Consider the following 17,649-nt stretch of genomic DNA (forward strand, 5'->3'; position numbering starts at 1 on the left):
CTCCTGTTAAACGCGTCCGAGGGCGAACCCGGTGGCTACATGGTTGCGAACGAACCAGATAACCAGGATCCCGGGAAGAATTGTAAGCACACCGGCGGCGGCCAGCACGCCCCAGTCGATACCACTGGCCCCCACGGTCCGGGTCATGATCGCCCCGATCGGTTGGGCATCAACAGAGGTCAGCGTTCGGGCCAGCAACAGTTCCACCCAGGAAAACATGAAGGCAAAGAACGCCGTTACCCCAATGCCGGAGCGGATCATCGGTAGAAATATCTTCACGAAGAACCGGGGGAAACTGTAGCCATCAATGTAGGCCATCTCGTCGTATTCACGAGGCACCCCGGACATGAAACCTTCCAGGATCCAGACCGCCAGCGGCACATTGAACAGGCAGTGAGCCAGCGCCACGGCGATATGGGTGTCAAACAGGCCGATGGAGGAATAGAGCTGAAAGAATGGCAGCAGGAAAACCGCTGGCGGAGCCATCCGGTTACTCAGCAGCCAGAAGAACAGGTGCTTGTCGCCCACGAACTTGTACCGGCTGAACGCGTATGCGGCAGGCAGAGCCACCAACAGGGTGATGACCACGTTCATGGAAACGTAGATCATCGAATTGATGTAACCGTTGTACCAACTCGGATCGGTAAAGATGACGGCGTAGTTCGCAAACGTGAAATTCTCCGGCCAGAGTGTCAGGCCACTGAGGATTTCCTGGTTGGTCTTGAAGGACATGTTCAGCAACCAGTAGATCGGAGTCAGCAGGATCACGATAAAAATCGTGATTCCGACATTCTTGGAACGTGTCTGTTTCATCACAGTCTCCTTATTTTTCTTTGTCGGCGGCGGTGATGGCGGTAAAAAACAGCCATGAGATCAGCAGCACGATCAGGAAGTAGATCAGGGAGAAGGCTGCCGCCCGGCCCAGGTCGAACTGGCCGATGGCCATGGTGGTCAACGTCTGACTCAGGAAGGTGGTTGAGCTTCCGGGGCCACCGCCAGTCAGCACGAAAGGCTCGGTGTAAATCATGAAGCTGTCCATGAAACGCAACAGCACCGCAATGATCAGAACATTCTTCAGGCGGGGCAGCTGGATGTACCGGAATACGGCCCACTTGGAAGCACGGTCAATTTCCGCCGCCTGGTAGAAGGCTTCCGGTATGGCCCGCAGCCCGGAATAACACAGCAGGGCCACCAGTGGCGTCCAGTGCCAGACGTCCATCAAAAGCACCGTAAGCCAGGCGTCCAGGGTGTCGCCGGTGTAATTGTAGTCAAACCCAAGGGCGTTCAGGGCCCAGCCGAACAGGCCGATATCGCCGCGACCAAAGATCTGCCAGATCGTGCCAACCACGTTCCAGGGAATCAGGAGGGGAATGGCCAGTAATATCAGGGCCAGGGACGCCTTGATACCCGATTTCGGCATCATCAGGGCAACCCCGATGCCGAGCGGAATCTGGATCAGCAGCACGGCGCCGGAAAAGATGAACTGTCGCAGGAGTGACTCCTGAAGCCGCTGGTCATGCAGAATGATTTCGAACCATTCGGTACCAACGTAGTAGGCACTGCCAGGCCCGAAGATATCCTGAACCGAGTAGTTCACAACGGTCATCAAAGGAATCAGGGCCGAAAAAGCCACCAGCAGGAAGACCGGCAGCACCAGCCACCAGGCGCGGTTGTTAGGTGTCTTAACCATTAGTCTTGCTCCTTGATCAGAAACTCATCCACGTAGAGCATCAGCCACTGGCTAGGGAAGGAAAGGTGCACGCGGGCGCCGATGTCAGCCTCGAAATCCTCACTCTGGCGCACTTTCAGGGTCTCATGGTCGAGCTGCACGGTAACGATCTTGTAGGTACCCAGGTCCTCAATATCCAGAACCCAGGCTTCGTAGGTGTCATCGGAAGACTGGCCGGAAATCTCAACGAACTCAGGGCGGATACCAACCTTGATGTTGTCGGTTTTCAGGCGTTTGAGCGCCTCCACCTTGCCGTTTTCCAGGGGCACCACCGTACTGCCAAAGCAGACACCGCTGGGGCAGCGCTGCACTTCAATCAGATTCATACCGGGGCTGCCGATGAAGAACCCGACAAAGGTGTGGTTGGGCCGCTCGAACAACTCCGTAGGGGTGCCGAACTGGACAATCTGGCCGCCGTACATGACCGCAATCTTGTCAGCGAAGGTGGAAGCTTCCAACTGATCGTGGGTGACATACACCATGGTGATGTCGAATTGCTCATGAATCTGCTTCAGTTTGCGCCGCAGCTTCCACTTTAGCTGGGGGTCGATCACCGTGAGCGGCTCATCAAACAGAATGGCGGATACGTCTTCGCGGACCAGACCACGGCCCATGGAGACCTTCTGTTTCTCGTCCGCCGTGAGGTTCCTGGCCTTTTTGTAGAGCTTGTCTCCGATTTCCAGAACTTCCGCGATCTCATGAACCCGGGCCGCGATCTTGGAGGCAGGCACCTTGTTGTTCTTGAGAGGGAACGCCAGGTTATCGAACACTGTCATAGAGTCGTAAATGACCGGGAACTGGAATACCTGTGCAATGTTACGGTCTCGCGGAGACAGTTCGTTGACTCGCTTGCCATCGAAAAGAACATCGCCCTCAGAAGGCTGCACCAGCCCGGAGATGATGTTCAGCATCGTGCTTTTTCCACAGCCCGACGGCCCCAACAGAGCGTAGGCGCCGCCTTTGTGCCAGACATGGTCCAACTGCCGGATGGCATAATCATCCGGCCCCTGCGGCGTATCGGTATAACTGTGGGCGAGTGATTTCAATTGAATTTCAGCCATCAGATCGACCCTCGTGAAGCCCGGGATGGTGTGTGCACCAGTTGCTCGTTGTCATCGAAAACGAACAGTTTATTGATCGGCAGGTAAACCTTGATGGGGGCACCGGTGTGGTATTGGTGAACGCCCATCAGCTGCAACACCATTTCAAAGTGGCTGTTCTCGACATGCATGAAGGTTTCAGAACCACTGATGTCACTGAGTTCAACTTCCATCGACATTTCCAGATCGTCATCGCTGGCCGGAACCAGGCCGATATGGCTGGGCCTGATACCGAACCAGTAATCACCCGGTTCGAGCCTGCGCAGCTCCTTGGTCAGGGCGTGGTGCGAATACTCGTCAAAAGTGACCTCGGTATCCGTGACCCGACCGCGAATCATGTTCATCGGGGGTTCACTGAACAGTTGTGCGGCCAGGGTGTTCACCGGTGCCCGGTACACGTCCATCACCGGTCCGTTCTGAACAACCCCGCCGTCATGCAACAGGGTGGTAGTGCCCCCCAGCGCAAGCGCTTCGTTCGCCTCCGTGGTTGCATACACAGCAATGCACTGACGCTCTCGGAACAGTTCCCGTAACTCGGCCCTGAGTTCTTCGCGCAACTTGTAATCAAGGTTTACCAGAGGCTCATCGAACAGAACGAGGGTGGCGTCTTTTACCAACGCCCGGGCCATTGCCGTGCGCTGCTGCTGACCACCGGACAGCTCCAGGGGATACCGTTTCAACAGCGGATCAATCTGGAGCATGGCCGCCGTTTCCTTTACCCGGCGATCAATTTTTGACTCGGCCATTTTTGCCAACCGCAGGGGCGAAGCGATATTTTCGTAGACAGTCAGGTTGGGGTAGTTGATGAACTGCTGGTAGATCATCGAGATATTGCGGTCCTGTACGCTCTGCCCTGTTACGTCCTTTCCGTTGTAGATCAAACGGCCAGTATCGGGCTTGTCCAGCCCGGCCATCAGTCGCATCAGAGAGGTTTTTCCGGCGAGTGTCCGGCCGAGCAGAACGTTAAAAGAACCCGCCTCAAAGGTGAGGTTCGCATCCCGGATGTAGTCGACGCCGTCAACCACACGGGAGAGATTCTCCAGTGTTAAAGACATAGGCCTTCCTTTTTGTTCTTGTGGAAACGCATTCCGGGCCCGCATCGTCAGCCCCGGAAATTCGATTTCGAATCTCAATACGCAAAGCCTGTACCAGCTTTTACGCTACTCCAGGTATATTTACCTATCCTTCTGTTTTTACAACTAATTTTACTAAACCATAATTTCTCATTCGAAAATTATAATGTTCGTTTAGCAACACTTTGTGCAAATTGAACATTGACGTGAACAGCTTTTGCACAGATGATTGAACACTTGTCAGCTCGGAGTTGAACAGCTGTCCGGAGGATGTGGCGGCAAAAACAACAAACGAACACGAGAGCGCGGACTGATGAGAAAAAACGAATACTCCGATTATCGGAGCGTGATTGCCGATTCCTGGAACCGTTGCATCGCCTGGGGCCTTGATCATGAACACGAGCCAGCCCCTCTTGAGTCAGAGGCCGGCCGGCTGGAGGAAATACAACGCCTGTACGGCGAGTTACTGTCAGTGACCGAGGCAGAGGTACTTCCCTACTACCGGAATGTGCTCGCAAACAGTCGCTGTCTGATTCTGCTTGCTGATCAACATGCCACCGTTCTGAACAGCTGGGGCGATGAACGCATCACCGAGACACGCCTCAAGCCCTGGCTCCAGACGGGCGCCAACTGGCAGGAACGGAACTGCGGAACAAACGCCATCGGGACAGCGATTGCCATCGGCGCGCCGGTTCAGATAAAGCGCAATGAACATTTCCTTAAAGCTAACCGCAGCATCATCGGCTCCGCCGCCCCGATTTTTGACGCCCATAAGAAAATTACCGGAGTTTTGAGTGTTTTCAGCGACGCTTACCTGCCCCAGGCTCATACTCTGGGCATGGTGCGGCTGCTTTCACAGTCGGTGGAAAATCGGCTTATCAGTCGCCAGTTTGGCCCGGATCACTTCCAGATAACGGTCAATACCACCGCGGACAATTTTGACAGCCCCTGGTCTGGCATCCTTGCCTGTGACGACTCCGGCCGGATTATTGCCAGCAACCAGAGGGCGGACCAGTTGCTGGGAATGCCGACCGTTGATGCGCGCCTTGATGAACTGTTCACCACCCATCGAAACCATATTCTTGGCCATCCCGAACAGGAGACGCTGCAACTGACAACGCGGAGCAGGGTTCGGCTAAGCGCGCGGCTAAAGCGCCCGTCTGTGACAAGACGGAATCCTGAGCGGGCAGACCCTGCCGGGACCAGGGGTACCGGACAAGACCTCCGCCTGCCGGGTATAGACAACCTGGAGCACGGGGATTCGGTGGTGAAACGGTGCGCGACCCAGAGCCTCAAGGTGCTTGAGCGGGGCGTACCAGTGCTGATCACCGGCGAAACCGGGGTCGGGAAAGAGGTCCTTGTTAAGGCACTGCACCAGGCATCGCATCGAAAAGACCAGCCCCTGGTTGCCGTGAACTGCGCAGCCATTCCACCGGAGCTGGTGGAGTCGGAGCTGTTCGGTTACGAAGCAGGTGCTTTTACCGGAGCCCGGGCCCAGGGCTCCCTGGGCTTCATTCGAAAGGCCCACAAGGGCATTCTGTTTCTCGATGAAATTGGTGAAATGCCCCTGTCAGCGCAGTCCCGTCTGCTGCGGGTACTCCAGGAACGGGTTGTCACGCCTGTCGGCTCTACAGAGAGCGTTCCGGTCGATATCCTGCTGGTGACCGCGACCAATCGCCCTCTCAACTCACGCATCGACAGCGGCCATTTCCGGCCAGATCTCTACTACCGTATCAACGGACTGTGTGTAGAGCTCCCGTCGCTCCGAAATCGGGCCGATCGACGGCTTCTGATACAAAATATCTATGGCCGGCACAGAGACCAGGGCCAGGCTGAAGAGCTATCGCCGAAAGTGCTGTCTGCCCTTGAAAACCATCCATGGCCGGGCAATATCCGGCAGCTGGTGAACGTGCTGAGAGTGGCCATCGCTATCGCCGATGGTGAAGACATACAGATTTGGCATTTGCCCGGGGACTTCCTGGCGGAATTTGATTTGGCAGTGAACAACGAGGCCAGCATGGAGGGTCTGGCGCCGGCAGAACCCACCAATTCAGATACGGAGGTAACCGACACGTTTGCCAGAACACTGCAGGTCTATCACAAGTACACGGGGAACATTTCGCGGGCGGCCAGAGAGCTGGCCATCAGCCGGAATACCCTCTACAAGCGCCTGCGGGAACTCGGGGTCCGGTGACCCCCTCAGATTTTTTATAAAGTTACTGTCAAAGTTTCAGCACCGCCGTCATCCAGCCATCGTAAAGCTGGTCCCGATCCCCTTTTGTCATCACCGGCTCAAAGCTCCGGTCACAGCGCCACAACCCCGCCAACTCCTCCAGAGAGCCGTAGATTCCCGCCTCGAGGCCCGCCAGATAGGCAGCACCCAGCGCCGTGGTCTCGACCAGTGAAGGGCGGTCAACCCGCGCGCCGAGAATATCCGCCAGGAACTGCAAAACCCAGTTGTTCGCCACCATGCCGCCATCCACACGCAGCGTGACTGGTCGTATACCATCCTTTTCCATGGCTTTTTGCAGGTCCTTGGTCTGGTAGCACACAGACTGGAGGCCGGCGGTCACGATTTCCTTGATGCCGGTGTCCCTAGTCAACCCGAAAATGGCCCCCCGGGCATTCGGGTCCCAATAGGGCGCGCCCAGTCCGGTAAACGCCGGCACCAGGTATACACCGTGATCCACGGGGGTTCCCTCTGCAAGCGGCTCGGTTTCGCAGGCATCGCGGATCAACCGCAAGCCATCCCGCAACCACTGGATTGTGGCCCCGGCAATGAAAATACTCCCTTCCAGTGCGTAGGTGGGCTTGCCATTCACACGGTAGGCCACCGTGGTAAGCAACCGGTGTTCCGATTGAAGGGCCTTGTCACCCGTGTTCAGCATCAGAAAACAGCCCGTGCCATAGGTGCTTTTGGCCATACCGGTCTGGAAACAGGTCTGGCCAAACAACGCCGCCTGCTGATCACCTGCAACACCGAGCACCGAGGTGCCATTGAGAGCACCACCGTCAGTGATCTGCCCGAACTGGTCCGCTGAATCCATGACTTCAGGCAACAGAACCTCAGGGATTCCGAACAGTTCCAGCAATTCGGAATCCCATTGCTGAGTGTGAATATTGAACAACAGAGTCCGGCTGGCATTGGTAGCGTCGGTCCTGTGTTCCCGTCCACCGGTCAGTCGCCAGAGCAGGAAGCTGTCGATGGTGCCAAAGGCCAGCTCGCCGCACTCCGCGCGCTCCCGGACACCGGCAACGTTTTCCAGGATCCAGCGGATCTTGGTGGCGGAAAAATACGGATCGATCAGCAAGCCGGTCTTGCTGCTTACCCAGGGTTCCAGGCCCTCGCTTTTCAGGGACTCGCAGTAGGAGGCCGTTCGTCTGTCCTGCCACACGATTGCGTTATACACCGGCTCACCGGTTTTGCGGTCCCAAAGAACGGTAGTTTCACGCTGATTGGTAATACCCACAGCGACCACTTCACCCCCCTCCCCGCACTCTTCGGCCATCACGGCGTCACAGGTACGCTGGACCGATGACCAGATATCTCCGGGATCATGCTCCACCCAGCCGCTGGCCGGGAAGTGCTGCGGAAATTCCTGCTGTCGGGTAGCGTGGATGTTGCCTTGCAGGTCAAAGAGTATGGCCCGGGAACTGGTGGTTCCCTGATCAATGGAAAGAATGTACTGACTCATATTGTTTTCCACCTAAGGTTCTTATTTTTTCGTATTTTTCCCTTTTTGAACATAAATGCCAAGCAGTTTTCACGGGATCCGCGCGTTGGTGATGGGCAACTCTCTAAAAAAGCTGCATAACCTCCTGAAAACCACTAAACTTTAAACATGTTTCCGGACGCACAATATTTCGCATGAGAAAAACGACAACGCGGAGGAGGTAGTAATGGCACAGCGTCGCCGACAGGATCTGATCATGGAGCTGATCCAGCAGAACGGTTTCGTGACAACCGAGCAGCTGGTTGACCAGTTCAGGGTAACGCCCCAGACCATCCGCCGTGATCTGAACGAACTCGCGAAACAGAAGAAGCTCCGCAGGCATCACGGAGGCGCCGGTATTGACTCCAGCACGGTCAACACCGCGTACCAGGCTCGCAAGATCATGGACCTGGAAGCCAAGGAGCGCATCGCCGAAGCGCTGGTCGAGATGATTCCGGACAACTCCTCCATATTCATCAACATTGGCACCACCACCGAAACCATCGCCAAGGCACTGCTGGAAAAGAACAATCTGCAGATTGTCACCAATAACCTCCATGTCGCTTCCATTCTCTCGGCAAAAGAGGATTTTCACGTGATCATTGCCGGGGGCGAGGTTCGAAACCGGGATGGCGGCATTGTCGGCGAGGCTACCCGCGACTTCATCAATCAGTTCAAGATGGATTTCGGCGTCATTGGGATCAGCGGCATCCATAACGACGGTTCGCTGCTGGATTTTGATTACCGCGAAGTCCGGGTCGCCCAGGCCATTATCGAAAACTCCAATCAGGTTCTGCTCGCGGCTGACCACTCCAAGTTTGGCCGCAACGCCATGGTTCGCCTCGGTAGCATTACCCAGGCGGACCACGTGTTTACTAATCAGCAGCCTCCGGTCGAAATCCGCCAGCTTCTTAGCGAGCACAACGTCGAACTTCACCTCGTCTGAGACTTTTCGGTTAACCACCCAATCGAAAACGTGAATGCCTCTTTATTTTCGTTTTTTTTCTAATTTTTCCTTTACGAATATCCCGAGCTTTCGCATAATAGTTCTATACCGTATATTGAACATTGAAAAGTGCGCATGACAACAAAGCGTCTTTTCCATTGGCGTCAGGAGATGACCAACAATGACTATGGAGCACGAACAGTTTGATGTTGTTGTCGTTGGCGGCGGAGTCAACGGCACCGGCATTGCCATGGATGCAGCAGGCCGGGGATTGAAAGTCCTGCTTTGTGAAATGAACGATCTGGCATCCGCCACCTCTTCCAGCAGCAGCAAGCTGATACACGGTGGACTCAGATATCTTGAGCACTATGAATTCCGGTTGGTCAGGGAAGCCCTGGCCGAACGAGAGTCGCTGCTCCGCAATTCGCCACACATCATGTGGCCCATGCGCTTCCGCCTGCCCCACCGCCCTCACCTTCGCCCTGCCTGGATGATCCGGACCGGCCTGTTTCTTTATGACCATTTGGCAAAACGGGAAATCCTGCCGGGATCCCGTTCAATCCGCTTTACTGAGAGCGATCCACTGAAGCCCGACATTACCAAAGGCTTTGAGTATTCCGATGGCTGGGTCGACGACGCTCGTCTGGTGGTACTGACTGCGAAAAAAGCCCAGCAATTCGGCGCGCGGATCATGACCAGGACCAAGTGCGTCAGAGCCGAACGTAACGCGAAGGACTGGACGGTGACACTCCGTGACATGACCAACGAAACCGAAACAACGGTTTCGGCCAGAGCAATCGTGAACGCCTCAGGCCCTTGGGTGAGCAGACTGTTTGGCGAGACCCTCTCCATGCCAGCGCCGAAATCAATTCGTATGGTCAAGGGCAGTCATATCGTGGTACCGAGACTGAACAGGGGCACCGAAGCCTACATCCTTCAAAACGAAGACGAGCGCATTGTCTTCGTGATTCCCTACGAAGATGAGTTCTCTCTGGTGGGCACCACCGACGTGGATTACGAAGGGGATCCGAAGAAAGCGAAAATCTCACCAGAAGAAACCGACTACCTGCTGAACATAGTGAACTCCCACTTCAAGCGCCAGCTTGAACCGGCGGATGTAGTCTGGTCCTACTCAGGGGTTCGTCCGCTGATGGACGGCGAGGAGGAAAACGCGCAGAAGGCATCCCGGGACTACTCCTTTGAAGTGAGCAGCGAAAAAAACAAGGCTCCCATTATTTCGGTTTTCGGGGGCAAGATTACCACTTACCGAAAACTGGCCGAAGCGGCAACCGACAAGCTGTGCCAGTTCTTTCCCGAGGCGGGAGGCAAGTGGACCAAGACCGCGGTGCTGCCCGGTGGCGATTTTGACAACCATGCATCGCTTGAGCAGAAGCTCAGTCACGATTGTCCATGGCTCTCGGAGAAGGTCATCAGCCGCTATGTTCGCACTTACGGTATGACCTCCTATGACATCCTCAAGGATTGCGGCTCGATGGAAGACCTGGGGTTTCATTTCGCAGGCACGTTGTATGAAAGGGAAGTGCTTCACTTGATGAAAAATGAGTGGGCATTGACCTCTGAAGACATTCTCTGGCGCCGGACCAAGCAAGGTCTCTATGCAACAGACAGCGACGTTGAGGCCCTGGACCGGTTTCTCATGAACACCGCAATCCCCGAAACTCGCAAGACCTCTCTCCACCACAGCGCCTGAAGTTCTCTCAGGCATCTTTGCCCCGGCCGGATGATCTCCGGCCGGCGCTTTTTTTGGCCACTCGCAAGCCCCCTGCACGGAACCCAAACATCGGACTTGGCTCTCCGGAGGAGCCCGCCTGTTTCCATGCCAAAATAAAGACCGGCACCCCTTCCGGAGTACCGGCCTTTTGACCCCCGCTCCGTCGGGGGTCACTTAGTCGCTGGTTCAGAAAGTGAACTGGGAACCCAGAATAAAAGCGCTGTAGTCACTGTTGGGCGTGCTGCTGGCGTAGTCCTGGATTTCAGCCATCACAGTTAAGGCGTCGGTCGCACGGTAGCGGGCAAACAGCATGGTCAGTTCAGTGTCCTCGTCCGACAGGTCATCCGAACCTTCACCGTAGCTCGCGCCCAGTGTTGTGCGGTTAATGTCGTAGGTGGTCTCAACATACCACTGGTCCGCATCCTCTTCCTGGGAGCCTCCGACAACTCCATGGCCGCCCACAACAAAATTACCGGTGCCCTGAGTCATCGCATAGTTTGCCCGCACGCCCAGATCACCCAGGGACAGTGCGCCACCAAAATCGACACCGGTCATGGTGAAATCTTCCACCGCGGGGTCCTTCACACTCACGGACTGACTGAAACCACTGGACCAGAGGGTGACCATGTCGCCAGACCAGACAACGTTGGCTTCAATACGTGGGCTTTCCGTTCCTACCGAGGCATTGGTAGCCTCCGCAGCGGCGGCGGGATCTGCAGCACCCGGAAAATCAATGACTCCCGACTTAGGTTTTTCCGGCTGAAAAAGACCGACCTTGAAGGTAAGGCCGCTCATGGTCGGCGACGTGTACATAACGCGTGGGTTGAAGTTGGCATAGAAATAGCCGTTGCCAATTCTACCCGCCGTCGAATCGCCATTGTTCGGAGCAAATAACCCCATACCTTTCGCACTGCCAGTATCACCGATGGCCGGCACCCCAAAAATGCCGTAGCCCTTGCCAATATTAACTACGCCAAAACCGCCGGAGACCGCAAATTCCGCGACACGACTTTCGACACCTGACACTCTCCCGAAATCCACCCGGCCAAACCCCGAATTCTGCACCCCATCTGCCCCGGACAAGTGGCTGTTCAGTTGGAAGTGACCCGACACATTGAGACCGTACTGAGTGGGGGCATACACGTTGAACTGGGCGGTCGCAGGGTTGAACCCGGTGGTAATCCGGAAGGCATCCTCTTCAAGATTATCGTTATCGCTCATCAGTGCGAAAACCGGAATGTGGCCATTGATACCGAATTTCCAACCACTGTCTGACTCAAAAGAAACCTCAGCAAAGGCCGGCGAGGCGACGCCGGCTGTCAGCAGCGACAGTGCGACAGCCAGAGGGGCTTTCCGGAATGAACGGTTGTTGAACGACATTAAAACGTTGTTGTTTTCGATCATGTTAGCTTCCTGTTTTTGTTAGCGCTGGACTATCGTCAGCCATCCGCATAGACCTGCCCGCGGCAGGACACTCGTTCGGAGCCCGGTGACCAACGGCGTTATCGAACTGACGGTTTTTCGTTTTAAGACCAAAACGTTCGTAACAGAACAAATCTAGCGCCCAAAATCGCAAATGGAAAGTTTATGATCGAAAAAAATTTTCGTTTAGGCGGCCCCAGGAATGATAAAAAACCTTAAACACAACCTATTATATTGTTTTTTATAGCTTAATAATAAACATCATGCCTGTATATTTTTTCGTGTACGAACTTGCTAACGAATTCTATGACCGCAAATTGTACGAAAACCAACAAAACGAGAGACGGTCATGAAAAAACTGCCACTGCTAACCAGTCTGATGCTCCTGATGAGCCAGCCGGCAGATGCCGGCCCACTGTTCGACTCGCTGCCCGATGAGAAACAAATGTTCATTCAAACGCTGATCCGGGACCACTTTCCGGATTCGACGCTTTCCAGGGATGAGCAGGCCGAAGAACTGGCCTGGTTCGCTCACGCGGCGGCATATCTGAGGGGCACGGGAATTTGGGTTCTTTCCGAGCAACTGCCTACCAACGACTACGAGGCGCGGGTTCTGGCGCTCAGCGATTACATGGAGGGCGCGGGGAAAGCGTTCACCCTGCCGACCCTGGCACTGGAAGACTTCATCGGCCTGGAATTCATCACCGGCCCGGATGGCAAGATCTAACAGCTTCCCGACCAGCAGTTTGCCAACCTGTACTGGTTCCGTTACGACTGATTTCAGCGGCCGGAATTGAGGGCACAGTTCCGGCAACGTTACGGCTACGAGCTTGGCGTACCCGTAAACTGGTCTGCCCACGAAGACATTGCAGAGTTCTTCACCGCTCACGTGAAGGAGATCGATGGAGAGCGCGTCTATGGCCACATGGACTACGGCAAACGGGACCCGTCCCTGGGATGGCGCTTCACCAATGCCTGGTTTTCCATGGCAGGCGCAGGTGACAGGGGAATTCCCAACGGATTGCCGGTTGATGAATGGGGTATTCGCATGGAATGGTGCCGCCCCCCAGCAAGCGCCGGACAACCTGCAGCCGCCCAGGACAGAACCCTGTCGGTCATTGAGCGCAATTTCCTTGCCCACGATTTTGGCCCGAAGATGGCCGAAGAGGAGCAGCTCAAGGGAGCTGACTGGTGGCCGGCCCAGGCTCAAGAAGCCGGGCAACCCGCCGTTGCAGCTCGGGCACGACCTCGCTTTCGAACCAGGGATTACGACGCAGCCAGAGGTTGTTTCGTGGGCTGGGGTGAGGCATGGGCAGAACCCCGGGCCAATACTCCCGCCAGTGCTGAACGTTGGCGGTTACGGATTTCCGGCTGTTGGCCAGATGCCAGGCATGGGCGTATTGGCCGATGACCAGAGTCAACCCGATGTCCGGCAGACGGTCCAGAAGAGCCTCACGCCAGGCGGGCGCGCATTCAGGCCGCGGGGGAAGGTCCCCGGACTTGCCGGTTCCCGGATAGCAGAAGCCCATGGGCAGGATTGCGAGCTTCTGCTCGTCGTAGAAGGTGTCCCGGGTAATACCCATCCATTGTCGCAGCCGATCCCCGCTGGGGTCGTTGAACGGCAGCCCGGTTTCGTGAACGCGCCGCCCTGGCGCCTGACCGACCACCAGGATGCGCGCCGATTCGGATATCTGGATCACGGGTCTCGGCTTGTGAGGCAGGGCCTCTTGGCAAATCGTACAGGCCCTCACCCGGCGCACCAGATTATCAAAGGAAAGTTGTGAGAGATTGTCACTCATGGGGAGGCCCCTCATCAGGGCAATTGCATAAACCGGTATTTCCCGTAACGATAGGGCCACAAGACCTGCACAACAAGTACCAAAGGACCCACCATGAACGCCGTACAACCACCAGTACCGTTTTGATCGAAGCGAACTGGTACGCTTTCTCCGATCAGGCCGGACAATGCCGAATCAAACCTCCGGATTGCCCAGCGCCTCGGCGGCTCCCAGCAGCCCGGTGTAGGGCTCCGTTACCACGTAAACCGGCGTGAATTCCAGCAGCGGCCGCATCCTGCCCTTGTCCTCAAAGCCGTTGCGGAACGGACTCTCCAGAAAGAAATCGAGGAATCTCGGCAAGATGCCACCACACAGGTAAACGCCGCCGGTACTTCCGAGGGTGAGGACACCATTGCCGGCAACCCGGCCCAGAATCTCGCAGAAATGACGCAGAGTGTGGCGAGCCAGGTTATCGGCATTATCAACAGCAGCTGCGGTGATTTTCTCGGGTGCATCCAGCGGCGCAGCCACACCCTGTATTTCAGCATGGGCCTGATACAGATTCAGCAGGCCCTGACCACACAGAATCCGCTCTACCGAAACCCGCCCGAAGCGGGCCTTCAGGATACGCAGAACCGCCATTTCGGTATCGTCCGTTGGCGCAAAATCCACGTGCCCGCCTTCTGTCATCAACGGCACCCAACCCTGCCTGATCGGCACCAGCCCGGAAACCCCGAGCCCGGTTCCAGGCCCCATAACAAGCCTGGGACGACGGCTGTCACCCGGACCGCCACAAACATGAACCAGTTGATCACCCGCAACATGGGGAACGCCAAGCGCCATGGCGGTAAAATCGTTGATCACCTTGAACGCCGACCAGCCAAACTGCTCCCGGATTTCTTCGGTATCAAAGCGCCAGTGATTGTTGGTCATCCGCACCTGGGTTCCACGCACCGGCGATGCCACCGCCAGGCAGACCTCCCCGACTTCGGAGACCCCCACGCGGGCCAGGTAATCGCGTACCGCGTCATCAAGGTTGTTGTAATCTCCGCAGGGCAGGATTTCGATAGCGTACGGCTGAACGCTGCCCCGCTCTACCAGGGCGAAACGCGCATTGGTGCCACCGATATCACCGACCAGTGAATAATGTGTTGCTGTCATGCCTCATGATTCCAGAAAAAGCTGGCCCCTTCCTCGGGATTGCCGGCGGCACGACGCATCCAGCCAAACAACTCCCGACCATAGCCATGATGATACCCGGTCAGGTCCGCTTTTTCAGATTCGCGGCCGGCAAAGTCCTGTTCATCCACCCGGATGGCAAGAACGCCCCTTTCGGCATCCAGGCAGATCAGATCACCATTTTTGACCTTAGCCAGGGGCCCGCCATCCAGGGCTTCCGGATAGACGTGGATCGCCGCGGGCACCTTGCCCGAAGCACCCGACATTCGGCCGTCGGTCACCAGACCAACCCTGAATCCGCGGTCCTGCAACACTCCGAGATAGGGCGTGAGTTTGTGCAACTCCGGCATGCCATTACTCTTCGGGCCCTGGAAACGCACGATCACAATGCAGTCCCTGTCCAGATCGCCGGCTTCAAACGCCGCCTTGAGTTCGTTCTGGTCATTAAAGACCACGGCCGGCGCTTCCACCTTCCGGTGTTCGGGGGCAACGGCTGATACCTTGATCACGCCCCGGCCCAGATTGCCATCGAGCACCCGGAGCCCGCCATCCGGCGCGAACGGCTCCGCCACGGGGCTGAGGACATCCGGACGCAGGCTTTTTTCCGGTGCCGGCTTCCAGATCAGTTTGTCATCCGCCAGTTCCGGCATCTCTGTGTAGCGCTCCAATCCATAACCGACCACCGTGTTCACATCATTGTGCAGGTAGCCTCCGCTCAGCAACTCCCTGATCAGGAAGGGGGTTCCGCCGGCCTCGTGAAACGCGTTCACGTCTTCCTGACCGTTGGGGTAGATCCGGGTCATGGAGGGAACCACCGAGGAAAGCTCAGCATAGTCGTTCCAGTCGATAACGATACCCGCCGCCCGGGCAATCGCGATCCAGTGGATGGTGTGATTGGTGGAGCCACCGGTTACCAGCAGCGCCACCAGGGCGTTGACGATGCTCTTTTCGTCGACCATATCGCCCAGGCCGTGCTCGCCGCCGTGAGGCTTCGACAGCTTGATCACCTGCTCGGTTGCCGCCCGTGTGAGCTGGTCGCGCAGTGGCGTGTTCGGGTTCACGAACGCCGCCCCGGGCAGGTGCAGCCCCATGACCTCCACGAGCAACTGGTTGCTGTTGGCGGTGCCATAAAACGTACAGGTGCCAGGGCTGTGATAGGACTTGCTCTCTGCCTCAAGCAGCTCCTCCTTACCAACTTTTCCTTCGGCGTAGAGCTGACGGATCCGCTGCTTTTCCTTGTTCGACAGCCCCGAGGGCATCGGGCCTGCCGGAACCAGGATGGTGGGCAGGTAACCGAAGCTGAGAGAGCCTATGAGAAGGCCCGGAACAATTTTGTCGCAGATCCCCAGCAGTAGGGTCGCATCAAACATATTGTGGCTCAGCGCCACTGCCGCGCTCATGGCGATGGTGTCCCGGGAAAACAGGCTCAGTTCCATGCCCGGCTGACCCTGGGTCACGCCATCGCACATGGCCGGTGTGCCACCGGCAACCTGGGCCACCGAGCCCATGCCCCGGGCCGCTTCCCTGATCAGGTCCGGGAACCTTTCATAGGGTTGGTGGGCCGAAAGCATATCGTTGTAGGCCGTCACCACGGCCACGTTGGCCCTGTTCATGAACTTCAGTGCGTCTTTATCGCCCTGGTTACAGGCCGCAAAGCCGTGGGCCAGATTACCGCAGGACAGGGAGCTGCGGTGCGGCGACTGTGCCTTCAATGCATTCATCCGGCTGAGATAGTCCTGCCGGGTGGCACGACTGCGCTCGATAATTCGCTGTGTAACCTTGTCGACGGTCGGGTGCATGCTGGGCTCCATTGCATAAATTATTGGAGTATTCGTTTGTAGACGTAATGTTACTTTCTTTTTTTGGTATTTCCACCTTTTAATCGTTCATTTATTCTTTTTTTGTTGTTATATTTACTACATCTAATGAATTAAACGAACAAAAACGACCCATCAAGGAGTCAGACAATGACGATCCGTATCGCAATCAACGGTTTTGGCCGCATCGGTCGCAATGTTCTGAGAGCATTGTATGAAAATAACTACCGGAGCCAGCTGCAGGTTGTTGCCATCAATGACCTGGGCGACGCCGGGACCAACGCTCATTTGCTCAAGTATGACAGTGTTCATGGCCGTTTTAGTGCCGATGTCAGCCACGACGCAGAATCCCTGACCGTAAACGGAGACCGGATTGCCACCACCGCACTGCGCAACCCGGAAGAACTGCCCTGGCAAGATTACCGTGTGGATGTTGTCTTCGAGTGCACCGGCCTGTTCACCAGACGGGACAAGGCGGCGGCACACATGAAAGCCGGCGCCCACAAAGTCATCATATCGGCCCCAAGCCCGGATGCAGACGCCATGGTGGTCTATGGCGTGAACCATGGTAAGCTGACAGCCGAACACGACATCATTTCCAACGCCTCCTGTACCACAAACTGCCTGGCCCCGGTTGTTGAGGCTCTGCACAAGACCGTTGGCATCGAGAGTGGCCTGATGACAACCATCCACTCCTATACCAACGACCAGAAACTGAGCGACGTTTACCATTCCGACCTTTACCGCGCACGCTCGGCCACCCAGTCCATGATTCCAACCAGGACCGGCGCTGCTGCGGCAATCGGCAAGGTCATTCCGGAACTCGAAGGCAAGCTGGACGGCCTGGCCGTTCGGGTGCCCACCATCAACGTATCGCTGGTGGATTTCGGCTTTATTGCCGGCCGGGAGACAACGGTGGAAGAAGTAAACAACGCCGTGAAGGCCGCCGCCGAGAAGAACCCGGTTCTGGGCTACAACGTCGAGAAACTGGTGAGCGTGGATTTCAACCATAACGCACTCTCAAGCATTTTCGACGCCAACCACACCCGGGTCCTGGGTCGTCATGTAAAAGTCATGGCCTGGTACGATAATGAATGGGGTTTCTCGAATCGCATGCTGGATAATGCCGTCGCCCTGATCAACGCCGGCCAGTAAAACTG

The 17,649-nt window shown here is 56.3% G+C and carries 13 protein-coding genes and 1 pseudogene; 5 read left to right on the top strand and 9 right to left on the bottom strand.

Translation table 11 applies throughout. The annotated features are described in order from the left end of the window. Positions 1 to 6: 6 nt before the first annotated feature. The 4 genes from AC13C0_RS18875 to AC13C0_RS18890 are packed head-to-tail and all read right to left on the bottom strand — an operon-like array spanning position 7 to position 3,884. Complete coding sequence (locus tag AC13C0_RS18875) at positions 7 to 813, bottom strand: carbohydrate ABC transporter permease (RefSeq protein ID WP_117617462.1); 807 nt, start codon at positions 811 to 813, stop codon at positions 7 to 9. Between the two features lie 10 nt (positions 814 to 823). After that, positions 824 to 1,690: a carbohydrate ABC transporter permease gene (locus tag AC13C0_RS18880; RefSeq protein ID WP_117617463.1), complete on the bottom strand. Its 867-nt coding sequence runs from the start codon at positions 1,688 to 1,690 to the stop codon at positions 824 to 826. Next, positions 1,690 to 2,790, bottom strand: coding sequence for an ABC transporter ATP-binding protein (locus AC13C0_RS18885; RefSeq protein ID WP_117617464.1), 1,101 nt, complete (start codon positions 2,788 to 2,790; stop codon positions 1,690 to 1,692). Before AC13C0_RS18885 ends, AC13C0_RS18880 begins: the two co-directional genes overlap by 1 nt. Next, complete coding sequence (locus tag AC13C0_RS18890) at positions 2,790 to 3,884, bottom strand: ABC transporter ATP-binding protein (protein ID WP_117617465.1); 1,095 nt, start codon at positions 3,882 to 3,884, stop codon at positions 2,790 to 2,792. Before AC13C0_RS18890 ends, AC13C0_RS18885 begins: the two co-directional genes overlap by 1 nt. A 331-nt stretch (positions 3,885 to 4,215) precedes the next feature. Between AC13C0_RS18890 and AC13C0_RS18895 the strand changes: the two genes are divergently transcribed. Then, on the top strand, positions 4,216 to 6,096 hold the full coding sequence (locus AC13C0_RS18895; protein WP_117617466.1) for a sigma-54-dependent Fis family transcriptional regulator: 1,881 nt from the start codon (positions 4,216 to 4,218) through the stop codon (positions 6,094 to 6,096). A gap of 28 nt (positions 6,097 to 6,124) precedes the next feature. Here AC13C0_RS18895 and glpK read toward each other — a convergent pair whose 3' ends face one another. Then, positions 6,125 to 7,597 carry a glycerol kinase GlpK gene (glpK, locus tag AC13C0_RS18900; RefSeq protein WP_117617467.1) on the bottom strand — a complete coding sequence of 491 codons (1,473 nt, stop codon included), beginning with the start codon at positions 7,595 to 7,597 and terminating at the stop codon, positions 6,125 to 6,127. Between the two features lie 205 nt (positions 7,598 to 7,802). On the opposite strand from glpK, the gene AC13C0_RS18905 reads away from it, so the two are divergent. Then, positions 7,803 to 8,561, top strand: a complete 759-nt coding sequence (locus AC13C0_RS18905) for a DeoR/GlpR family transcriptional regulator (protein WP_117617468.1) — start codon at positions 7,803 to 7,805, stop codon at positions 8,559 to 8,561. Positions 8,562 to 8,742: 181 nt separating this feature from the next. Next, the gene (gene glpD, locus AC13C0_RS18910) at positions 8,743 to 10,272 is read left to right on the top strand and encodes a glycerol-3-phosphate dehydrogenase (protein WP_117617469.1); all 1,530 of its coding nucleotides are present in this window, start codon (positions 8,743 to 8,745) and stop codon (positions 10,270 to 10,272) included. A gap of 207 nt (positions 10,273 to 10,479) precedes the next feature. Here the strand turns inward: glpD and AC13C0_RS18915 are convergent, their stop codons facing one another. Next, the gene (locus tag AC13C0_RS18915) at positions 10,480 to 11,697 is read right to left on the bottom strand and encodes a porin (RefSeq protein ID WP_117617470.1); all 1,218 of its coding nucleotides are present in this window, start codon (positions 11,695 to 11,697) and stop codon (positions 10,480 to 10,482) included. Positions 11,698 to 12,178: 481 nt separating this feature from the next. Between AC13C0_RS18915 and AC13C0_RS18920 the strand changes: the two are divergent. Continuing rightward, positions 12,179 to 12,793, top strand: a pseudogene (locus AC13C0_RS18920) (carbohydrate ABC transporter substrate-binding protein); the annotation flags it as partial. A 97-nt stretch (positions 12,794 to 12,890) separates the two neighbouring features. Here the strand turns inward: AC13C0_RS18920 and AC13C0_RS18925 are convergent. From AC13C0_RS18925 to edd, 3 genes are all read right to left on the bottom strand, one after another. Beyond that, complete coding sequence (locus AC13C0_RS18925) at positions 12,891 to 13,514, bottom strand: uracil-DNA glycosylase family protein (protein WP_341582168.1); 624 nt, start codon at positions 13,512 to 13,514, stop codon at positions 12,891 to 12,893. A gap of 174 nt (positions 13,515 to 13,688) precedes the next feature. Next, entirely contained in the window at positions 13,689 to 14,654 is a 966-nt protein-coding gene (locus tag AC13C0_RS18930) for a glucokinase (protein ID WP_341582169.1), read from the bottom strand. Further along, positions 14,651 to 16,471 carry a phosphogluconate dehydratase gene (edd, locus tag AC13C0_RS18935; protein ID WP_341582170.1) on the bottom strand — a complete coding sequence of 607 codons (1,821 nt, stop codon included), beginning with the start codon at positions 16,469 to 16,471 and terminating at the stop codon, positions 14,651 to 14,653. Before edd ends, AC13C0_RS18930 begins: the two co-directional genes overlap by 4 nt. A gap of 168 nt (positions 16,472 to 16,639) precedes the next feature. On the opposite strand from edd, the gene gap reads away from it, so the two are divergent. Further along, the gene (gene gap, locus AC13C0_RS18940) at positions 16,640 to 17,644 is read left to right on the top strand and encodes a type I glyceraldehyde-3-phosphate dehydrogenase (RefSeq protein ID WP_117617474.1); all 1,005 of its coding nucleotides are present in this window, start codon (positions 16,640 to 16,642) and stop codon (positions 17,642 to 17,644) included. Positions 17,645 to 17,649 lie beyond the last annotated feature (5 nt).

The organism is Marinobacter sp. B-21 (genome assembly GCF_056857895.1).

Bases quoted from the DNA above. Each gene is read 5' to 3' on its own strand.
- AC13C0_RS18875 (WP_117617462.1), bottom strand. From the start codon at position 813: ATGAAACAGACACGTTCCAAGAATGTCGGAATCACGATTTTTATCGTG.
- AC13C0_RS18880 (WP_117617463.1), bottom strand. From the start codon at position 1,690: ATGGTTAAGACACCTAACAACCGCGCCTGGTGGCTGGTGCTGCCGGTC.
- AC13C0_RS18885 (WP_117617464.1), bottom strand. From the start codon at position 2,790: ATGGCTGAAATTCAATTGAAATCACTCGCCCACAGTTATACCGATACG.
- AC13C0_RS18890 (WP_117617465.1), bottom strand. From the start codon at position 3,884: ATGTCTTTAACACTGGAGAATCTCTCCCGTGTGGTTGACGGCGTCGAC.
- AC13C0_RS18895 (WP_117617466.1), top strand. From the start codon at position 4,216: ATGAGAAAAAACGAATACTCCGATTATCGGAGCGTGATTGCCGATTCC.
- glpK (WP_117617467.1), bottom strand. From the start codon at position 7,597: ATGAGTCAGTACATTCTTTCCATTGATCAGGGAACCACCAGTTCCCGG.
- AC13C0_RS18905 (WP_117617468.1), top strand. From the start codon at position 7,803: ATGGCACAGCGTCGCCGACAGGATCTGATCATGGAGCTGATCCAGCAG.
- glpD (WP_117617469.1), top strand. From the start codon at position 8,743: ATGACTATGGAGCACGAACAGTTTGATGTTGTTGTCGTTGGCGGCGGA.
- AC13C0_RS18915 (WP_117617470.1), bottom strand. From the start codon at position 11,697: ATGATCGAAAACAACAACGTTTTAATGTCGTTCAACAACCGTTCATTC.
- AC13C0_RS18925 (WP_341582168.1), bottom strand. From the start codon at position 13,514: ATGAGTGACAATCTCTCACAACTTTCCTTTGATAATCTGGTGCGCCGG.
- AC13C0_RS18930 (WP_341582169.1), bottom strand. From the start codon at position 14,654: ATGACAGCAACACATTATTCACTGGTCGGTGATATCGGTGGCACCAAT.
- edd (WP_341582170.1), bottom strand. From the start codon at position 16,471: ATGCACCCGACCGTCGACAAGGTTACACAGCGAATTATCGAGCGCAGT.
- gap (WP_117617474.1), top strand. From the start codon at position 16,640: ATGACGATCCGTATCGCAATCAACGGTTTTGGCCGCATCGGTCGCAAT.